Here is a 17,699-nt window from a genome sequence, read left to right on the forward strand (position 1 = left end):
GAATTCGCCACGACCACGCTGGGTGCACCCGACGCGGTCACGCGCATGGCACCATGGGACGATCGGCGAGAGGACAGGGGCGATGGCGACAGCGACAGGCTCCGCGCGCGGACGGGAAGCCCGCGGCTCGACCAGGGCGCGACTCGATCGCGAGTCGATCATCGCCGCCGGCCTCGAGCTCGCCGCGTCGGGCACGTCCTCGATCTCGGTTCGCGAACTGGGCACCCACCTCGGCGCCGATCCGACGGCCATCTACCGGCACTTCCGCAGCAAGGAGCACCTCATGCAGGCGCTCCTCGATGAGCTTTCGTCGCGCACTGTCGCCGCGGTCACTGCCGACCGGGCGGACTGGCGAGAGCGACTGCGGCAGCTCGCCCAAGCGACCCTCGCGCTGTACGTCGAGTATCCGGCCGTCGGCGCCGAGGCGGTCGTGCTCACCACGCACGGCCCGGGCGAGCTCGACGCCATCGAGCTCATGCTCGAGGCCTTCTCGTCAGCAGGACTCAGTGGCGACGACGTCGTGCGCCACTACGCGCTGCTCGCTTCGCACGTGCTCTCGAGCGCCGCAGGCATCGCCCGTGCGCACGGTCAGCGGGCGGCGCCGGGCGAGGCGAGCCCCTGGTTCGATGGCCCCATCCTCGCGGACCCGCGCAAGTACCCCCTCATCCACGCGTTCAACACGCAGATCGCCGACCTCGAGGACCGCGAGCTCTTCACCATGGGTGTCGAGTCCATCATCCAGTCGGCCGAGCAGGGCGCGGCGCGCGATTCGGCCTGAGCTTCAGGGGTCGGTGAGCGCAGCCGACCGGTCACGGACCCGATCGGCGGTGTCCGAGGCTGGTGGCAGACTGGCCGAATGGCGATCGAGGTACGGCCCGCGACGGTGTTCGCCGACGTCAAGGCGATGGTCGGGCCCAAGCGGCCCGACGCGAACGTGTGCTGGTGCCTGAGCTACCGCGTCCCGTCGAAAGAGAATCTCGCGCTCAAGGGCACCGATCGAGGCGACCGGGTTCGCGAGCTCGTCGCCCAAGACCCGCCGCCCGGTGTCGTCGCGTACGACGGCGATGAGGTCGTCGGATGGGCGGGCGTGCATCCGCGGGCCGACACGAGCTTCGCGACGAACCGCCGGATTCCGCACGTCGACGACCTCGACGTCTGGTCGGTGTGGTGCGTCCGGGTGCGGCCGGGGCATCGCGGCGAGGGCATCTCGCACCGACTGCTCGCCGGCGCCGTCGAGTTCGCCCGCCACCACGGCGCACCGGCGATCGAGGGGTATCCGCTCGACAACGAGGGCGCGAAGATCGACCTGACCATGGCATACGTCGGCACGCGTGCACTCTTCGAGAGGGCGGGCTTCACGAAGGCCGCCGACACCGACTCGGTGCTCAACGGGTTCCCGCGGGTGCTCATGCGGCTCGACCTGCGCTGAGCCGCCCGCCCCCGGCGACCCAACCCGCGGCGTGCGCGGGTGCCGTGCGCATGGCGCCGCTCCGACCCTCTCGCCGCAGGCTATGGTCGACGGGGAGTGCGCCGAGCCGCACACGTTCGAGACGGAGAAAGCCAGACATGAGAGTTCGTGCGCTCGTCGCCGCCGTTGCCATGATCGGGCTGGCGCTGCCCATGGCGGTCGCCCAGTCCGCGACGACGGCCGACGCGGCGCAGGTTTCCCCATCGGCTGCGATCACCCCGCTCCCCGACGGGGTCACGCGGCTGAGCGGGGCGACCCGCTATGAGACCGCGGTCGCGGTGTCGCAGCGATATGCGCCGGGCGTGCCCGTGGCCTTCGTCGCTACCGGAGCGGACTTTCCCGACGCGCTCTCGGCGGCGGCCGCCGCAGCGGTCGCCGGCGGCCCGCTCCTGCTGACGCAGTCGACGAAGGTTCCCGATGCCGTGCGCGTCGAACTCGGGCGCTTGAAACCCGGTCGCATCGTCGTTGTCGGCGGCGCAGGCGTCGTGAGCGCCGGCGTCGTGGCGACGTTGCACGGCGTCGCACCCACCAGCCGCATCTCCGGGCGCGACCGCTACGCGACCGGACTCGGAGTCGTGCGTTCGACGTTCACCGGCGGCGCCGACCACGCGATCATCGCCACCGGCCGATCGTTCCCCGATGCCCTCGCCGCCACCGGTGCGGCCGGAGCGCGCCAGGCCCCGGTGATCCTGGTCGACGGTGCGAAGAGCACCGTGCCCGCGGCGACGCTCACCGCGCTCACGCAACTCGGGGTGTCCTCGGTCTCGATCGCCGGCGGCACGGGAGTCGTCAGTCGCGGCATCCAGTCGCAGCTCGCGAACTCGGGATTCCAGGTGACCCGCCACGGCGGCGCGTCCCGTTTCGACACCGCCGCGCTCATCAACCGGGCCTACTTCCCGGCGAACTCGGCGACGACGTCGTTCCTCGCGACGGGCCTCGACTTTCCCGACGCGCTCGCCGCAGGCGCGCTGGCAGGCCATCTCGCCGCACCGCTCTATCTGACACCGCGCAACTGCGCCGACCACGCGGTGAGCGATGCGATCACCGAACTGGGGGCGCCCAGTCGCGCCGTCATGGGCGGCACCGCGATCGTCTCGAACGCGGCGGCCGCCAATGCGAGATGCGTCTACCCCGTCACCGGGGAGCCGCTCGACGACTGGACCGTCTCGGGGGTGACGCTGCGAGCCGACGTCGCCGCCCCATATTCCGACCGCCCACCGGTCGACGTGCACGACCCCTCGATCCGCCTCGACTCGACCGGGTTGCTCATCTATCTGCGCCGCGACACCGGCACCCGTTCCGATCACCCCGTCGCCTACGCCCAGTACGCCATCTCGGCGCTGCTCGAGCACGAACGCACGGGCGACTCGCTCTGGCTCGAGCGGGCCATCCGGCACGGCCAGCGGCTCATCGACATCCACGTCGAACGCAGCGGTGCGTGGTGGTTCCCCTACAAGCACCCGTGGACCTACCTGCAGCGCACGATGACCCCGCCCTGGTATTCGGGCATGGCTCAAGGAGAGGCACTGTCGCTGTTCGTTCGGCTCGCCGAGGCCACCGGTCAGTCGAAGTGGGATGTCGCGGCCGACCGCACGTGGCAGAGCTTCGCCCAGCCCCACTCGACGACCGCCCCCTGGTCGTCGCTCGTGATCGATCGTCACCTCTACTTCGAGGAGTTCGCCGGCAAGCAGATTCCGTTGCTGGTGCTGAACGGCCATCTCTTCGCGACGTTCGGCCTCTACGACTACTGGCGGCACACGGGCAACGCCGAGGTCGCCCGCTACATCGACGGCGCGGTGACGACGGTCGCGAACCGCATGGTGCCCCTCATCCGGGTCGAGGGAGGCGTGTCGTACTACTGCGTTCAGGCCGACTACTGCCAGATACCGCGTTGGCAGAGCGAGAAGTACCACGTCATCCACTCGTGGCAGTTCGACACGGTCGCCCGTATCACGGGCGACGCCCGCTTCTCGACCTGGGCCGAACAGTTGCGGGCCGACTGGTCGCCCGCCACGGCGGCCCCGTTCACGAGCACCGGGTCCGACTGGATGGCGCCGTAGCCGTCTCACGCTGCGGGTGATGCCGGCTCGGGCAGGGAGCAGGTGCGGCGTGCCGTGCGGAGCCCTGCCCATCGGCCGGCCGAATGGGTAGGCTCGGGCCAATGCGCGTGCGATCGCGCGTTTCGCCCGACGAAGGGTTCCGATATGCGACTCCGCGCACCGCGTGCGACCATCGTTTCCGGGCTGGCGCTCGCCCTCGCCCTCGCAGCGCCGACGGCCGCCATGCCGACGAGCGCCACCGCTGCGGCACCGGCCACGGCGAGTGCCGCGATGCTGGCAGACGTCGAACCGATCCCCGATGGCGTCACCAGGCTGGGCGGGGCGTCGCGCTATGAAACGGCCGTCGCCGTGTCGCAGCGACACTCGCCCGGCGTGCCCGTGGTGTTCGTCGCGTCGGGTGCCGACTTCCCCGACGCGCTCGCGGCCGCCTCTGCTGCCGCGCTCGCCGGTGGACCTCTGCTGCTGACGCATCCCACGCGACTGCCCGCGGTCGTGTTCGAAGAGCTGCAGCGCCTCGACCCCGCACGTATCTCGCTCATCGGCGGAACCGGCGCGATCGGCGCCGGTGTGCAGAACGCCCTGAACGGCATCGCCCCGACCACCCGCCTCGCCGGACGGGACCGCTACACCACCGGGCTGGCCATCACGAGGTCGGCGTTCACCACCGCCGACCATGCCATCGTCGCGACCGGTCGGGCCTTCCCCGACGCGCTCGCCGCCACCGGGGCGGCGGGGGCGCGCAATGCGCCGGTCATGCTGGTCGATGGAACGAGGCCGACCGTGAGCGCGGCGACGCTCGCCGAACTCGAGCGCCTCGGCGTGTCGTCGATCTCGATCGCCGGCGGCACCGGCGCCGTCAGCGACGGCATCCACGCACAGCTCACGGCCCGCGGGTACTCCGTGACGCGGTACGGCGGCGCCACCCGCTACGACACGGCGGCGATCATCAACGGCGCGTACTTCGGTGCCGGTTCGGCGACGAGCACGTTCCTCGCCACCGGTGTCGATTTCCCCGACGCCATTGCGGGCGCCGCGCTCGCCGGGCAGCTCGGCGCACCGCTCAACGTGACGCTCCGCAGCTGCGTGCACCCTCCGGTCAGCGATGTCATCAATGCCGTCGGTGCCTCGAGTCTCGTGGTGCTCGGCGGTGTCGCAGCGGTCTCCGACACGGCCGCGTCGGGGGCTCGGTGCATCTACCCCGTGACCGACGAGCCCATCGACAGCTGGACCGTATCCGGCATGACGCTCGCCGACGGCGTCGAGCCGCCGTACTTCGACCGGCCGCCCGCGAACGTCAACGACCCCAGCCTCGGCATCGATGCGACCGGGCTGCGCATCTACCTGCGCCTCGACAACGGCGTGCGCGCCGACCACCCCGTCGTCTACGCGCAGTACGGCCTCTCGGCGCTCATCGAGTACGAGCGCACCGGCGAGCCGATGTGGCTCGCACGTGCCCTGCGCCACGCCGAACGGCTCACCGAGATCCGCGTCGAGCACGACGGCGCGTGGTGGTATCCGTACCGATTCCCCTGGACGTATGTCGATCGCACCCTCACCACGCCGTGGTGGTCGGCGATGGCGCAGGGTGAGGCCCTGTCGCTGTTCACCCGACTCGCCGAGACGACCGGCGATGCCCGCTGGTCCGAGGCGGCCGATCGTACTTGGGCGAGCTTCGCCCAAGAGCACACGACGGGCTCGCCGTGGGGCACCCTGGTCATCGACGATCATCTCTACTTCGAGGCGTTCGCCGGAAACCAGCCGCCGCTGCTCGTGCTGAACACGCATGTCTTCGCCATGTTCGGCGTCTACGACTACTGGCGCTACACGGGCGACGCAGAGGCCAGGCGCTATTTCGACGGTAGTGCGACCAGTGTGCTCGAACGCATGCTGCCCGTCGCGCGAGTCGAGGGCGGTATCTCGTTCTACTGCGTTCAGGCCGAGTACTGCCATCGCCCGCGTTGGCAGAGCGACCGCTACCACCTCATCGTCATCTGGCAACTCGACACGCTCGCACGCATCACCGGCGATGCCCGCTTCGCGGAATGGGCCGACCAGCTGCGAGCCGACTGGCAACCGTCGCCGTTCGGTGCCACACGCGAGTTCCAGCAGCACTTCGAACCCGGCGTCGAGCCCTTCGACACAGGCCCCGCGGGCGGCGCCATCGAGCCGTAGTGCGACGATTCGGCCGCGGTTCGGCTCGGCCGGCGTGAGCCGGCCGACGACGACGCCGTCAGGTACCGTCGCGCGAGCTCGCCGACCCGACCGACGCGGGGTCGGCGCTGATCTGCACCGTCGGCGAACTCCATGTCGTTCTCGAAGAGGACCTCCCGCGGCGCGCGCGGCGCCGCTATCGTTGAAGGGTCGAACGAGAATCGGTCAGTCGCGAGGTAAGAGCGGGAAACCGGGTTTCAGACGACCTCCGGGTTGCGTCAAGCAGAGCGCGACTGGTCCCACCCGCCACCGACTCCAATTCATTCGCCCCGACCACACGGTGCGGCGACTCGGGAAGACGCGTGTCGGGGACATCGCCTCGGCTAGTCGGGATCCTGCACGAGGCGACGCAGCAACCGGACGAGCGTCGCCTGGTCCTCGCGGGACAGGCCGCGCAGTTCGTTGCCCTCGCGTGCCGCGAGCTGTCGCATCGCATCATCGACGTGCGTGGCGCCCTCGGACGTGAGCCGTACGAGCACGCTGCGACCGTCGCGGGGATTGGGTCGCCGGTCGACGAACCCGCGCCGCGACAGGTTGTCGAGACGATTGGTCATGGCCGCGCTGCCGATCATCGTGGCCTCGATCAGCTGCGCGGGATTCAGTTCGTGTGGCGGCTCCTCGCGCCGCAGTGCCGCGAGCACGTCGAACTCCCATGCCGCGAGTCCGGCCGACTTGAAGGCGTCGGCGCGCAGTCGCGCGAGCCGGTTCGCGGCGCGCCGCAGTCGCGACATGACGTCGAGCGGCGTCAGGTCGACGTCGGGAAGGCGGCGCGACCACGCGTCGATGAGCAGGTCGACTTCGTCGTCGCGCTCACTCGCCGTCGGGGACATACCTCGAACGTACCGCGACTCATCGGCGTAGCCTTCACCCATGGACGCTGAGGTGAGCGAACGAGCGCAGACGGACATCGAGCGGGTTCGGGTCGAGGTCTATCGAAGCTACGCCGAGCAGGGACATCCGCCCTCTCGTCCCGCCATCGAGGCAGCGACCCGCCTGTCGCCCGCAGAGGTCGAGCACGCGCTCACCACGCTTGCGGAAACCCGTCACGTGGTGCTCGACGACGACGGCCGCATCATCATGGCGCACCCGTTCGCGAGCATCGACCTGCACTTCTCGGTGAAGGGCACGCACACCCTCTGGTGGGGCGGGTGCGCATGGGACGCGTTCGCGATCCCCCACCTCGTGCCGGGCGAGCACGAGGTGCTCGTCGCGACGACGTGTGCGGCGTGCGGCACTCCTCACGCGTATGTCGTCGGCACCGCCGAGCCGCCTGCGGGTGACGAGGTCGCGCACTTCCTCGTTCCAGCGGCCCACTCGTGGGACGACGTGGTGCACACGTGCTCGAACCAGCGCATCTTCTGCACTGAGAAATGCGTCGACGACTGGCTCGCCGCCACGGGCAACGAGCGAGGGTCGGTCTTCGATCTCGCGACGCTCTGGCGACTCGCGGCCCACTGGTACGAGGGCCGGCTCGACTCCCCCTACGTGCGGCGTGAGCCGTCGGAGGCGAAGGCGTACTTCGCGCAGGTCGGCCTGAAGGGCGCGTTCTGGGGGTTGGAGGAGTAGGGGCGCCGGCTTCAGCGCCGACGACGCAGCTGCCGCTCAACCCGATTCAGGTCCGACGAGCACGGCCACCATCGCGCGGCGCAGCCATGCGGTGTACTCATCGCTCGAGAGGCCCGCGACGACCTTCATGCGCTCATAGGTCTCGGCCATCGTGAGCAGCCACACGGCGGCGACCTGCTCGTCGCGAGGCACATCGGCACGCCACCAGCCGCGGTCGTCGAAGAATGCGAGATACCGGGCCCATTCGGCACGGATGTCGGCCATCTGGGCCTCCCAGCGCGCGCGGAGTTCTGGGTCGTCGGTGTTCGCCCACGCACGCCACATGCCATACGAGCGCTCGTTCCACTCGGTGGTCAGCGTCGCGATGCTCGTGAGGAACTCGTCGCGGGTCAGGTTCATCGCCGTCGTCTCGAGCTCGTCTCGCGCTCGGTCGACCGTGCGCTGTTGTGGACCGACGGTGACACGCTCGATGGCCAGGACGAACAGGTCGGCCTTCGTGCCGAACTTCTGGAAGTAGGGCACCGAGACGCCCGCGGCCGTGGCGATGTCGGCGATCGTCGTTCCGTCGAAGCCCTGTGCGGCGAAGACCGAGGCCGCCGCGTCGATCACGGCCGCTCGACGCTCTTCTGCGCGGCGGCGTCGCCCGCTCGCATCGTAGGAGCGCTTGTCTCGAGCGGTCGCTCCACGGCTCTTCGTCCCTTGACCCATATTAGATATGAGGATACCATATTGAAATAATCATCCGGAAGAGCGGAGGCGTCATGTCCTCGATTCTCGTTTGCATCAATCCCACGGAATCGCACGTCGGCCCAGTGCTGACCGTGGCGAAGGGGTTCGTCGACAAGGGATGGCGGGTGCGCGTGCTCACCGGCGCACGCTTCGCCGATCGCGTCGACGCGACCGGTGCGACCGCCATCGCCCTCCCACCAGAGGGGGACGTGCTCGACTCGATCGACCTCAAGGGAAACGCGCGGGGCGTGAAGGCCCTGAATGACGGCATCTACCGCACCTTCATCGAGCCGACCCCTCCGCAATTCCAGGCGTTGTGCGAGGCCCTCGACGCAGAGCCCGTCGACGCCGTCACCGGCGACCCGAGCTTCCTCGCGATGTCGCTGCTCAATTCGCTCCCGGCGCGTCCGGTGCTCGCCACGTGCGGGATCTTCCCGCTCATGGTCTCGAGCGTCGACACCCCGCCCTTCGGGCTGGGGGCGACACCGAAGCGAGGCGCCATCGGCAGGTTGCAGCACCGCATGATGTCGTGGACGGCGCGCAAGGTGATCCTGGCCCGCGTGCAGCGCCAGATCGATGAGTTCTACCGGTCATTCGGGCTCCCGGGGCTGGGCAGCACGTTCTTCACCGACTACATGCTCCGAGACGGCATGATCGACCTGCTCGGGCAGTTCACGGTCCCGGCGTTCGAGTACCCGCGCTCCGACCTGCCGTCGGTGGTGCGCTTCTTCGGTCCGTTGAGCGTTCCCGCACGGCCCGACTGGCGACCGCCCGAGTGGTGGAGCGAACTCGACGGATCACGCCCGGTCGTGCACGTGTCGCAGGGCACCGTCGCGAATACCGACTTCGGTGAGCTGGTCGGCCCGACCCTCGAAGCGCTGGCCGACGAGCCGGTACTCGTCGTCGTGGCGACCGGCCGAACCGATGGCCGCCCGATCGGGGATCTTCCGCCTCTGCCTGCGAACGCGCGCGTCGCGGAGTTCCTCCCGCATGCCGAACTCATGCCCAAGGTGTCTGCGTTCGTCACGAACGGCGGCTACGGCGGTCTCCACGAGGCGATGCGACACGGCGTGCCCATCGTCGTGGCAGGCGACACCGAGGACAAGCTCGAGACCTCCGCGCGAGTGGCGTGGTCGGGTGTCGGGGTGAACCTCAAGACGGGGCATCCGACCCGCGAGGCGATCCGAGCGGCGGTGAGCGACGTGCTCGCGAACCCGCGATTCCGTGACGCCTCATCCCGCATCGGCGAGGAGATCGCCGCCTCCCCCGGCGCGGCGGGCTTCGTCGACGCTGTAGAGGAGCTCGTCGCTGCGCGCGCATCGGCACCCGCGTCCGGGGGTGCGTGATGCGCATCTGGGTCTCGGCCGCTTTCACGGTGCCCCATGAGACACAGCCGCACGCGGCCGGCGGCCCTACGCGCCCTGCGCGAAGAACTCCACCGCCGCCTGCCGGAACACCCGCGAGCCCGGCGCATTGAAGTGGTGGCGACCGGGCAGCTCGACGAACGTGCCGCCCGGCGTGGCAGCGGCCAAGGCCCTCGACTGTTCGAGGATTGCGTCGTCGCTGCCGGTGGCGAACAGGATCGGCTGGCGTGGCGGACGCGCCGGGTCGGGATCGGCGTCAGCCGTTCGCATGCCCTCGGCGAGCGCGACGACCGCTCGCAGGTCGTTCCCGTCGACCCGTTCGGCGAGCGTCACGTAGTTGCGCGTCACCTGGTCGCCGACGGGCGTGCCCTGCTCGGCGTACGCGCGCGCCTGCTCGATCTGCAGGCGGGCGAGCGGACGCCCGTCGGGGATGCCGCCGAGTACGGCCCGCTCGACATGCTCGGGGGCCTGTACCGCGAGCTGCCAGCCGACGCGCGCGCCCAGCGAGTACCCGGCGTAGAGCACCCGGTCGAGCAGGTACGTGTCGAGCACCGTGATGAGGTCGGCGACGAGCGCGTCCATGGCGTACTCGGCCGCGTCGTAGGGCTTGTCGCTCGCGCCGTGGCCGAGCTGGTCGACGCCGAGCACGCGGTACCCGGCGCGGGTGAGGTCGCGCACCCACCCCGTGTTCACCCAGTTGTCTCGGCAGCTCGACGCGAACCCGTGCACGCACAGCACCGTCGGTGCGACGTCGTCGCCCCACGAATAGGTCGCGATGCGGCGGCCCTCGGCCGACATCACGAACTTCGGCTTCGGCATCTCGGTCAGGGCTGGGATCGCGGCATCCATGTCGGCCATTCTTCCCGGCGAACGGATGCCGCGGCCAGCGCCGCGCGCGGGAGCGGGTGGGTCGGGCAGGTTCAGGGAGTCCACCACGGCCGCAACGGCAGGTCGCCGACATCGCCGCGGTCGTCGGGGTTGACGGCCAGCACCTGGTGCAACTGGATCCCGCCGGTCTCGAAGGCGAGCCGTGATCCGGCCATGTACAGACCCCATACCTTCGCGGTGGGAAGCCCGACCTCGGCGACGGCATCTTCCCAGTGCTCGACGAGGTTGGCGCACCAGTCGCGCAACGTCAACGCGTAGTGCGGGCGCAGGTTCTCCTCGTGCAGCACCTCGAGTCCCACGTCCTGCGCCTCGCGGATGATGCGGCCCGAGCCGGTGAGCTCGCCGTCGGGGAAGACGTACCGGTCGATGAATCCGCGGGTCGAGGGTTCGGACCGGTTGTCGGGGCGGGTGATGCAGTGGTTGAGCAGCAGCCCGCCGGCGCGCAACCTCGACTGCAGGAACCGGAAGTACGACGGATAGTTGCGAACGCCGATGTGCTCGAGCAGCCCGATCGACGACACCGCGTCGAAGCCGTCATCGCGGATGTCGCGGTAGTCGCCGAAGCGCACCTCGGCCAGGTCGGCCAAGCCCTCCTCGGCGATGGCGTGCTGCGCCCACGAGGTCTGCTCGCGCGACAGGGTCACGCCGATGGCCCGCACGCCGCGCCGGGCAGCGTACCGCACCATGCCGCCCCAGCCGCACCCGACGTCGAGCAAGCGGTCGCCGGGCTTCAGCCGCAGCTTCTCGAAGACCAGTCGGTACTTGTTCTCCTGTGCCTCGTCGAGCGATGCATCGGGGCGCGGGTAGCACGCACAGGTGTACGTCATCGACGGCCCGAGCACCCACTCGTAGAACGTGTTCGAGACGTCGTAGTGGTGGTGGATCGCCTCGGCGTCACGCGACTTGCTGTGCCGCAGCCCCTCGGCGACGCGACGCCACCGCGGCGGCACCTCCTGCGGCGGCGGCGCGATCGGCCGCAGGTGCTCGACCCCGATCGACCGGACGATGTGCGCCATCGCGCGCGGTGGCGGCATCCTGAAGACCAGTTCGTCGGCGAGCGCCTTGAGCAACTCGTAGGGGTCGCCGGGGTGCACGCCATGGATCTCGAGATCACCGGCGATGTAAGCGCGCGCCAGGCCGAGGTCGCCGCGGCCGGTGGCGAGGTAGGTCGTTCCCCGCGGCGTCTTCAGCTCGATGCCGAGCGCGGCATCGGGCGGCCCGGCCGAACTTCCGTCGTACGCGGTGAACCGCAGGGGCAGCCGGCCGCCTGCGAAGAGCTCGAGGATCTCGGCGAGGGTGAGCTTTCCGCCGGCCTCGCTCGCGGCCGGGACATCCGTCTTCGTCGGATCTTCCGGCGCCTGCGCCGTGTCGGGAGCCTGCCCCTTGATCGACGTCATCGTCGTTGCACCGCCTTCGCATAGAGGTCGAGGAGCCGTGAATCGGGGTCGTAGCGCGCTTTCGCAGACCGATAGGTCGGTGCGCCGTAGAGTTCGTCGAACTCGTCACGCGAGTAGTACGCGTCGGAGTACAGCGACTTGTGCCCGTCGAGCTCGCTGACCTTGCGTTCGATCAGCCGGTTCGTCTCGCCCTCGGTCGCCCCGACCGGCACGGTCGACCAGAAGCCGACGTTGACGTAGGTGCGGTTCGGCTTCAACGGATACAGTGGCCAGCGATCGTCGTCACGAAGGCGCAGCGGGCACAACCAGATCGGCTCGATCGGCACGTTCTGGAGGAACCAGTCGACGAATTCGGCGCACCGCTCGATCGGCACCTCGACGTCTTGGATCACGCGTTCGCGGGGTGGGCGCCCTTTGAGCTTCTCGAGGCGATCGCCGATGTCGAATCGCCGTTCGAATCGCATGAGCGTCGAGTAGGCGCTGCTGCGCCGGTAACGTCGCGGCCAGAACCGACGAACGAGCGGATGCTGCGCCCCGAACGCTTTCGAACACCAGAACCAGTCCGTGTCCCACCTCCACAGGTAGTCGTGGATGGTGACGCGGTCGTGCTGCTCGGGGTCATCGTGCTGGATCGAACGGTAGAAGATGCGCTGGCCGGTGTAGTCGCTGACGGGGCCCGGCTCGGCAGTCTGCGTGCCGACGCACAGATAGCTCTCGTCGGCGCTGAAGACCACGCCGTCGAGGTAGTCGACGGTCACTCCGTCGACGCGGCCGGTCTCGATGATGCGACCCATCGCGGCGACGAGGTCGGTGACCGCATGGAACCGCAGGTGCGTGAGCTCGACGAACGGCTCGACCGGCTCGAGTTCGATGCGCAGGCGCACCGCGTAGCCGAGCGTCCCATACGAGTTGGGGAAGGCTCGGAACAGGTCGGCGTGCTCGCTCCGCTCGTCCCGCGAGACGGTGAGCACCTCGCCGGCGCCGGTGAGGATGTCCATCTCGAGCACCGATTCGTGCGGCAGCCCGTTGCGGAACGAGGTCGACTCGATGCCGAGGCCGGTCACGGCGCCGCCGAGGGTGATGGTCTTCAGCTGCGGCACGACCAGCGGCGCCAACCCATGGGGCAGCGTCGCGGCGACGAGGTCCTCGTAGGTGCACATGCCGGCCACGTCGGCCGTGCGAGCCTCGGGGTCGACAGCGATGACGTGCGACAGCCCCGACGTGTCGAGGCCTGCGGCGCCTGTCGACGCGCGAGTTCGGAACAGGTTCGACGTCGGCTTGGCGAGTCGAACCGGCGCCGTCGGGGGAACTGCCCGATAGCTCTCGAGCAGACGCTCCACGCCGACGGCGTGAGCGGCCCGTGCGTCGGTTCGTGTGACGGACACGCCTCAACGCTAGCCCTCAGCCGCATCGGCCGCGACTGATTCGTCACGCGCGGTGCTCACGACGGCTTCAGCCCTGGAAGTCCTCGGGGTCGACGTCGTCGAGGAAGTGCTTGAACTCGTCGACCTTCTCTTCATCGTCGCGCAGGTCGGCCATCTCGGCGGGGATGCCCGCGTCGTCGAGCACCTCGTCGGCGACGAAGATCGGGGCGTCGGCCCGCACGGCGAGTGCGACGGCGTCGGACGGCCGGGCGTCGAGCACCTGCGGCCCGGTGGGCGTGGTGAGGGTGAGCTCGGCGTAGAAGGTTCCGTCGTCGATTCGGGTCACCTCGACCCGATCGACTTTGGCGCCGACCGCGCCGAACAGGGTCGTGATGAGGTCATGCGACAGCGGACGCGGCGCGTGCTCGCCCTCGACCGCGATCAGAATGGACGTCGCCTCCTGCCCGCCGATCCAGATCGGGAGCACACGCCCCGCGCCCTCGTCCTGGCCGATCGGTTTCAGCAGCACGATGTGCTGCCCGGCAGGGTCGAGCGCGATCCCGAGGACGCGGACTTCGATCATGGCGCCTCCCGTCGAGCGATGAGCGATCGGGCGTGACACTGCCATGGTACGGCCGGCGGTCCGTCGCCGCTTGGGGCGACGGACCCGCCGGCCGATCCACGGGGTCAGCTGTCATCAGACGGGAACGGATGAGGAACCGCCCTCCCTCCGGCGCTTCGAGCGAGAAACCCGCTGCAGCGGCCGCGGCATCCACAGGGGATCGCCGCGGCCGCCGCCCTCATCGACGTCGGATCAGCGGGGGGCCATCACCGTCGTCGAGTTGTGGTTCTTCCCGTTCCCATCGGGACGGTAGTTCTTCTCGACGTTGCCCGCCGAGTCGACCGAGAACCAGTTCAGCGTCGTGCCGGCCGGCACGGTGACCACTTCGGCGCCCTCCCGGAGCCCGGCGGTGCCGTAGAGGGCCGACTCGTACGTGGGCTTGGACCCGTCGAGGGTGTAGAACACCGCCGCCGACTCGGAGACGTCGAACGTCACGTCGACCATGCCGGCCTCGGAGCTCGCGGACGCCTTCACCGAGCTCGTCGGGCGCTGCGAGTCCTTGTCGAAGTCGTACGCCACCCGCATGAGCTCGATGAGCCCGTTGGCGAACTCCTGCGACTCGGCGTGCGCCGATGCGCCCGTCGGGTCCTCATTCTCGAACGGCGGCTGGAACTGGGTGCCGACCTCGAAGTTCCACGCGTAGATCCCGTGCTTGTACCAGAGCATGTCGCCGGAGTTGCCGGCGGCGGAGTACAGCACATCCGAGATCGGGCCCGTGCGTGCCGGGGTCACCGACATGCCGCGGTACCGCTTGATCTCGGTGAGGATCCTCGATGAGGCGCCCCAGAAGTAGGACTCCTCTTCGAGCGTCGGGCGCGGTGTCGAGATGCGACCGGGCGTGATGTACGCGCCGGGCGACCACATGAAGTAGTTGCCCGAGCTGTGCAGGTTCATCGCGAACTTGATGTTGGGGTTGGCCCCCGCGATCCAGTCGATGTTCGCGCTCTCGGGCTCACTGAGCTCGGCCGGGCCCGCGTACGTGCCGCTCGTGCATGACGATGATGCCCCGTTGTACCCGTCGAACAGGCTGTAGGTGTCGTAGTTGCGGTTGTTGTCGACACCCCAGCTCGTCCGTGCGAGGAAGTCGGCGTTGCCGCTGCGCTCGCAGTGGTTGGTCATGTTCTTGCGCTGCGACGCGAAGTCGTAGAACGAGAAGTGGCCGCCGTCGGGGTTGACCGACGGGACGATCCAGATGTCCAGGTTGTTGACCAGTCGCTTCGTGTCGGCATCCTGCGCGTAGTTGCGCAGCAGGCGCTCCGCGGACTCGACCGCCACGAGCGGCGGCACCCATTCACGGGCGTGCTCCTGGGCGTACGCGAGCACGCCGGGCTTCGAGCCGTCGCGCGTCTTGCCGATGCGGATCGCGTATACCGGGTGCGGGTCGCGCGAAACCGTCTCCGGCGCCGACAGACCGTCACTGAGCGCGGCCGACGTCGGCGCGACGACGCCCGCGCCGGCGTTCCCGCGGTACGTGTACGCGACGATCAATGCGGATGCCGCGGGCGAGGCGTTGATCGCGGCGACCACCTGTGCCGCGGTGCTCGTGACTGCGCCGCTGGCGTTCGTCGCCAGTGACACCGTGACGCTCGGGCCGTCGACGGCGACCGAGAGCGGTGCGTCCGCGACGCCGGGCGAGGTCAGCGCGACGCTGACGTCGTTGCCCCCCTCGTGCCCCCAGGCGACCGAGTCGACCGCGACGCGGCTCGCGTTGGCGGTGCCGAGCACGGCCTGCGCGTTGCGCCGGTATCCGTTGGTCTCGTTCGGCAGTTCGACGATCTCCGAGATCCCGGGGAACTCGGCCGCAAGGGCCTTGACCCGGTCGTAGAGCTCGGTCGGCGTGAGGTACGACGTGATGAAGTCGGTCTGGTAGTTCGGACCCCACGTGGCGTCGCCCTCGATCGGCAGCCAGTCGTTCACCTTGGCGGTGGCGACGTCGCCGGTCGGGCTCGTGATCTGGATCGTGTCGGGCCGGGTCTCGACGACCGCGGCACCTCGGTGGTAGAGGTACACGCTCGCGTCGACGAAGCGGCTGATGTTCTGGCTGCCGCCACTGCCGATCGCCGTACCCGCTCCGCTGTCGCGCTGCACGGTCAGCTGGGCGGAGTTGGTCTGCCCGTCGGCCCACTTGGCCTCGACCGAGAGGTACCCCACCCCGAAGGAGGTGTAGTAGTCGGCGCGGATGATCTTGACGTCGGAGACCGCGGCCGCGTCCGCAGCGGCGGCGAACTCCTCGTTCTCCTCGACCGCGGCCGCGATGGTCGCGTCGCGCTCCGCGAGCACGGCTTCGGTGTCATCCTCGTCGTGCAGGGTGTCGCCGACCGCGAACCCGCGCGCCCGCAGGGCGTCGGCCTCGCCGGCGCTGATCACCGCATGGGCGGTGATGGTCCCATCGGCGTTCAGGTGGGCGGCGTGATCGAGATCCACTCCCGTGTCGACCAGCTTGTCGAGCTCCGTGTGATCCGCGAGGTTCACCTCGACGACGCTGACCGCCTCATCGGCGTTCCGCGCGAGCTCGGGCTCCGATTCGGAACCGGCAGCCGGTCCCATCGGCGTCATCGAGGTCAGAACGAGCCCCAGGAGCGCGGCGAACGCCGCCGAGCCCCCTATGACTCTTCTTCGTTTCATCGTGTACATCGGGCATTTCCTCCTCGTTGCGGTGGCGCTGTCGTGCAGTCGAGCCGGAGTCATACGTGTGGAGTCATGCAGAGAGTGGTCACTCCGACGGGGCACCGACTCGCTCCAGGTGGAGTCGGGTCGGCGCTTGCGTTCTGTCTATCGGACGGCGACTTGAAGCGTCAATACTGCGGCGCACGCCATTCGTCCCTGCGCAGTGTGCGAAGTTGTGCCAATCGTTCGGCGTAAGCTGCAATATTCGAGACGAAACGATGCGAATGAACCGGATGGCGCTCTCCGGAACTGGAAGCGCTGGCAGTGCGCCACGAGCGTTCGAGTTCACCGCCGGATCACGGCGCACCTGATGCATGCCGGCGTGTGCATGGGCTCGTCACGGGCAGTCGAAGTAAGCGTTTTCCCGCTTGCAGGCGAAGACGAGCCGTGTTCGGCGTGCGTCGTGGGGCGTGCGGCTATCCGGCTGCCGCCGCGTACTCGATCGCGACGGACGCGACCTTGTCGACGTAGTCGTTGTCGTGATTGTACGAGTAGATCGCGGCTCGCCAGCCTTCAGGGGTCGTCATCGATCCCGACGCGCACAGGTACTGCGCCGCGGCCTGAGCCGCATCGTCGATCTGATTCGGGTCGGCGACCCCGTCGTCGTTCGCGTCGGTCCCCCACCGGTCCCACGTCGAGGGGATGAACTGCATCGGTCCGACCGCTCGGTCCCAGGTGGAATCACCGTCGAGGACACCACCGTCGGTGTCCCTGATCGTGGCAACCCCGTCGCCGTCGAGCGCCCGACCGATGATCGCCGGCGTCGGGTACCCGTCGTCGCCGAGCACGGAGTCGGCGTGGAACCCGTGGTCGGACTCGATCGATCCGATGGCCGCGATCGTGGTCCAGTCGACACCGCACGTCGGCTCATCCTCGGCGATCGCGACGTGCGCGAGCGCATATGCCGACAAGGCGCGCGTCGGGATGCCGGTGGCTTCGGACATGGCCGCGGTCCATGCTGGATCGACCTGCGGCAACGGCACCACCGTCGACTCGGATACCTCGGCCGGCTCCTCCTGCGTCGCCTCGAGTTGGTCGCCTGGGTTCGCCTGCTGCGTCGGTTCGATCGGCTGCACCACCGGCGGGAGCGCCACTCTCGGCCCATCGGCGACCGGTGACCCGAATCCGTCGGGGCTCGTGGCGACCCCTGCGAAGTTCACCCCGACGACCACGCCGACGATCAGTGCGATGACACCGACCACCAGGCCCGCATAGGCGGCGACGCGGCGAACGAACTGCCAGCCCGCGGCCCGCCCGGTCGCCCGCGCGCGACGACCTTCGCCGAACTCATCGGCGGAGAAATCATCATCCCAGGACATCGGTGAACCGCTCCGTTCGGGCTCTGGTGCGTAGGTCGCCCGCC

General features: G+C 69.3%; 14 protein-coding genes. 6 read left to right on the forward strand and 8 right to left on the reverse strand.

Annotated elements, in window-relative coordinates; translation table 11 throughout:
- Window positions 1-82 precede the first annotated feature (82 nt).
- The 4 genes from LSF15_RS10775 to LSF15_RS10790 all read left to right on the forward strand — a co-directional run bounded on the left by LSF15_RS10775 (window position 83) and on the right by LSF15_RS10790 (window position 5,700).
- The gene (locus LSF15_RS10775) at window positions 83-778 is read left to right on the forward strand and encodes a TetR/AcrR family transcriptional regulator (RefSeq protein WP_232498535.1); all 696 of its coding nucleotides are present in this window, start codon (window positions 83-85) and stop codon (window positions 776-778) included.
- 78 nt (window positions 779-856) lie between these two features.
- Window positions 857-1,429, forward strand: a complete 573-nt coding sequence (locus tag LSF15_RS10780) for a GNAT family N-acetyltransferase (RefSeq protein ID WP_232498536.1) — start codon at window positions 857-859, stop codon at window positions 1,427-1,429.
- A gap of 137 nt (window positions 1,430-1,566) precedes the next feature.
- On the forward strand, window positions 1,567-3,528 hold the full coding sequence (locus LSF15_RS10785) for a cell wall-binding repeat-containing protein (protein WP_232498537.1): 1,962 nt from the start codon (window positions 1,567-1,569) through the stop codon (window positions 3,526-3,528).
- A gap of 144 nt (window positions 3,529-3,672) precedes the next feature.
- On the forward strand, window positions 3,673-5,700 hold the full coding sequence (locus LSF15_RS10790) for a cell wall-binding repeat-containing protein (RefSeq protein ID WP_232498538.1): 2,028 nt from the start codon (window positions 3,673-3,675) through the stop codon (window positions 5,698-5,700).
- Window positions 5,701-6,062: 362 nt separating this feature from the next.
- Here LSF15_RS10790 and LSF15_RS10795 read toward each other — a convergent pair whose 3' ends face one another.
- A complete protein-coding gene (locus tag LSF15_RS10795) occupies window positions 6,063-6,569 on the reverse strand; it encodes a MarR family winged helix-turn-helix transcriptional regulator (protein ID WP_232498539.1) in 507 nt (168 codons plus the stop codon).
- A 40-nt stretch (window positions 6,570-6,609) separates the two neighbouring features.
- On the opposite strand from LSF15_RS10795, the gene merB reads away from it, so the two are divergent.
- Window positions 6,610-7,305, forward strand: coding sequence for an organomercurial lyase (merB, locus tag LSF15_RS10800; RefSeq protein WP_232498540.1), 696 nt, complete (start codon window positions 6,610-6,612; stop codon window positions 7,303-7,305).
- A gap of 36 nt (window positions 7,306-7,341) precedes the next feature.
- Here the strand turns inward: merB and LSF15_RS10805 are convergent, their stop codons facing one another.
- Window positions 7,342-8,013 carry a TetR/AcrR family transcriptional regulator gene (locus LSF15_RS10805; RefSeq protein WP_232498541.1) on the reverse strand — a complete coding sequence of 224 codons (672 nt, stop codon included), beginning with the start codon at window positions 8,011-8,013 and terminating at the stop codon, window positions 7,342-7,344.
- Between the two features lie 53 nt (window positions 8,014-8,066).
- On the opposite strand from LSF15_RS10805, the gene LSF15_RS10810 reads away from it, so the two are divergent.
- Window positions 8,067-9,380, forward strand: a complete 1,314-nt coding sequence (locus tag LSF15_RS10810) for a nucleotide disphospho-sugar-binding domain-containing protein (protein ID WP_232498542.1) — start codon at window positions 8,067-8,069, stop codon at window positions 9,378-9,380.
- 66 nt (window positions 9,381-9,446) lie between these two features.
- Here LSF15_RS10810 and LSF15_RS10815 read toward each other — a convergent pair whose 3' ends face one another.
- The 6 genes from LSF15_RS10815 to LSF15_RS10840 all read right to left on the reverse strand — a co-directional run bounded on the left by LSF15_RS10815 (window position 9,447) and on the right by LSF15_RS10840 (window position 17,655).
- Window positions 9,447-10,247 carry an alpha/beta fold hydrolase gene (locus tag LSF15_RS10815; RefSeq protein ID WP_232498543.1) on the reverse strand — a complete coding sequence of 267 codons (801 nt, stop codon included), beginning with the start codon at window positions 10,245-10,247 and terminating at the stop codon, window positions 9,447-9,449.
- A gap of 71 nt (window positions 10,248-10,318) precedes the next feature.
- Window positions 10,319-11,683, reverse strand: a complete 1,365-nt coding sequence (locus tag LSF15_RS10820) for a class I SAM-dependent methyltransferase (RefSeq protein WP_232498544.1) — start codon at window positions 11,681-11,683, stop codon at window positions 10,319-10,321.
- Complete coding sequence (locus LSF15_RS10825) at window positions 11,680-13,068, reverse strand: FAD-binding oxidoreductase (RefSeq protein WP_232498545.1); 1,389 nt, start codon at window positions 13,066-13,068, stop codon at window positions 11,680-11,682. Before LSF15_RS10825 ends, LSF15_RS10820 begins: the two co-directional genes overlap by 4 nt.
- A gap of 67 nt (window positions 13,069-13,135) precedes the next feature.
- Complete coding sequence (locus LSF15_RS10830) at window positions 13,136-13,630, reverse strand: bifunctional nuclease family protein (RefSeq protein ID WP_232498546.1); 495 nt, start codon at window positions 13,628-13,630, stop codon at window positions 13,136-13,138.
- Window positions 13,631-13,861: 231 nt separating this feature from the next.
- Window positions 13,862-16,294, reverse strand: a complete 2,433-nt coding sequence (locus tag LSF15_RS10835) for a M14 family zinc carboxypeptidase (RefSeq protein WP_232498547.1) — start codon at window positions 16,292-16,294, stop codon at window positions 13,862-13,864.
- Between the two features lie 458 nt (window positions 16,295-16,752).
- Entirely contained in the window at window positions 16,753-17,655 is a 903-nt protein-coding gene (locus LSF15_RS10840) for a lytic transglycosylase domain-containing protein (RefSeq protein WP_232498548.1), read from the reverse strand.
- Window positions 17,656-17,699: the final 44 nt, after the last annotated feature.

Source organism: Agromyces humatus (assembly GCF_021228295.1).
GTDB lineage: Bacteria > Actinomycetota > Actinomycetes > Actinomycetales > Microbacteriaceae > Agromyces > Agromyces humatus.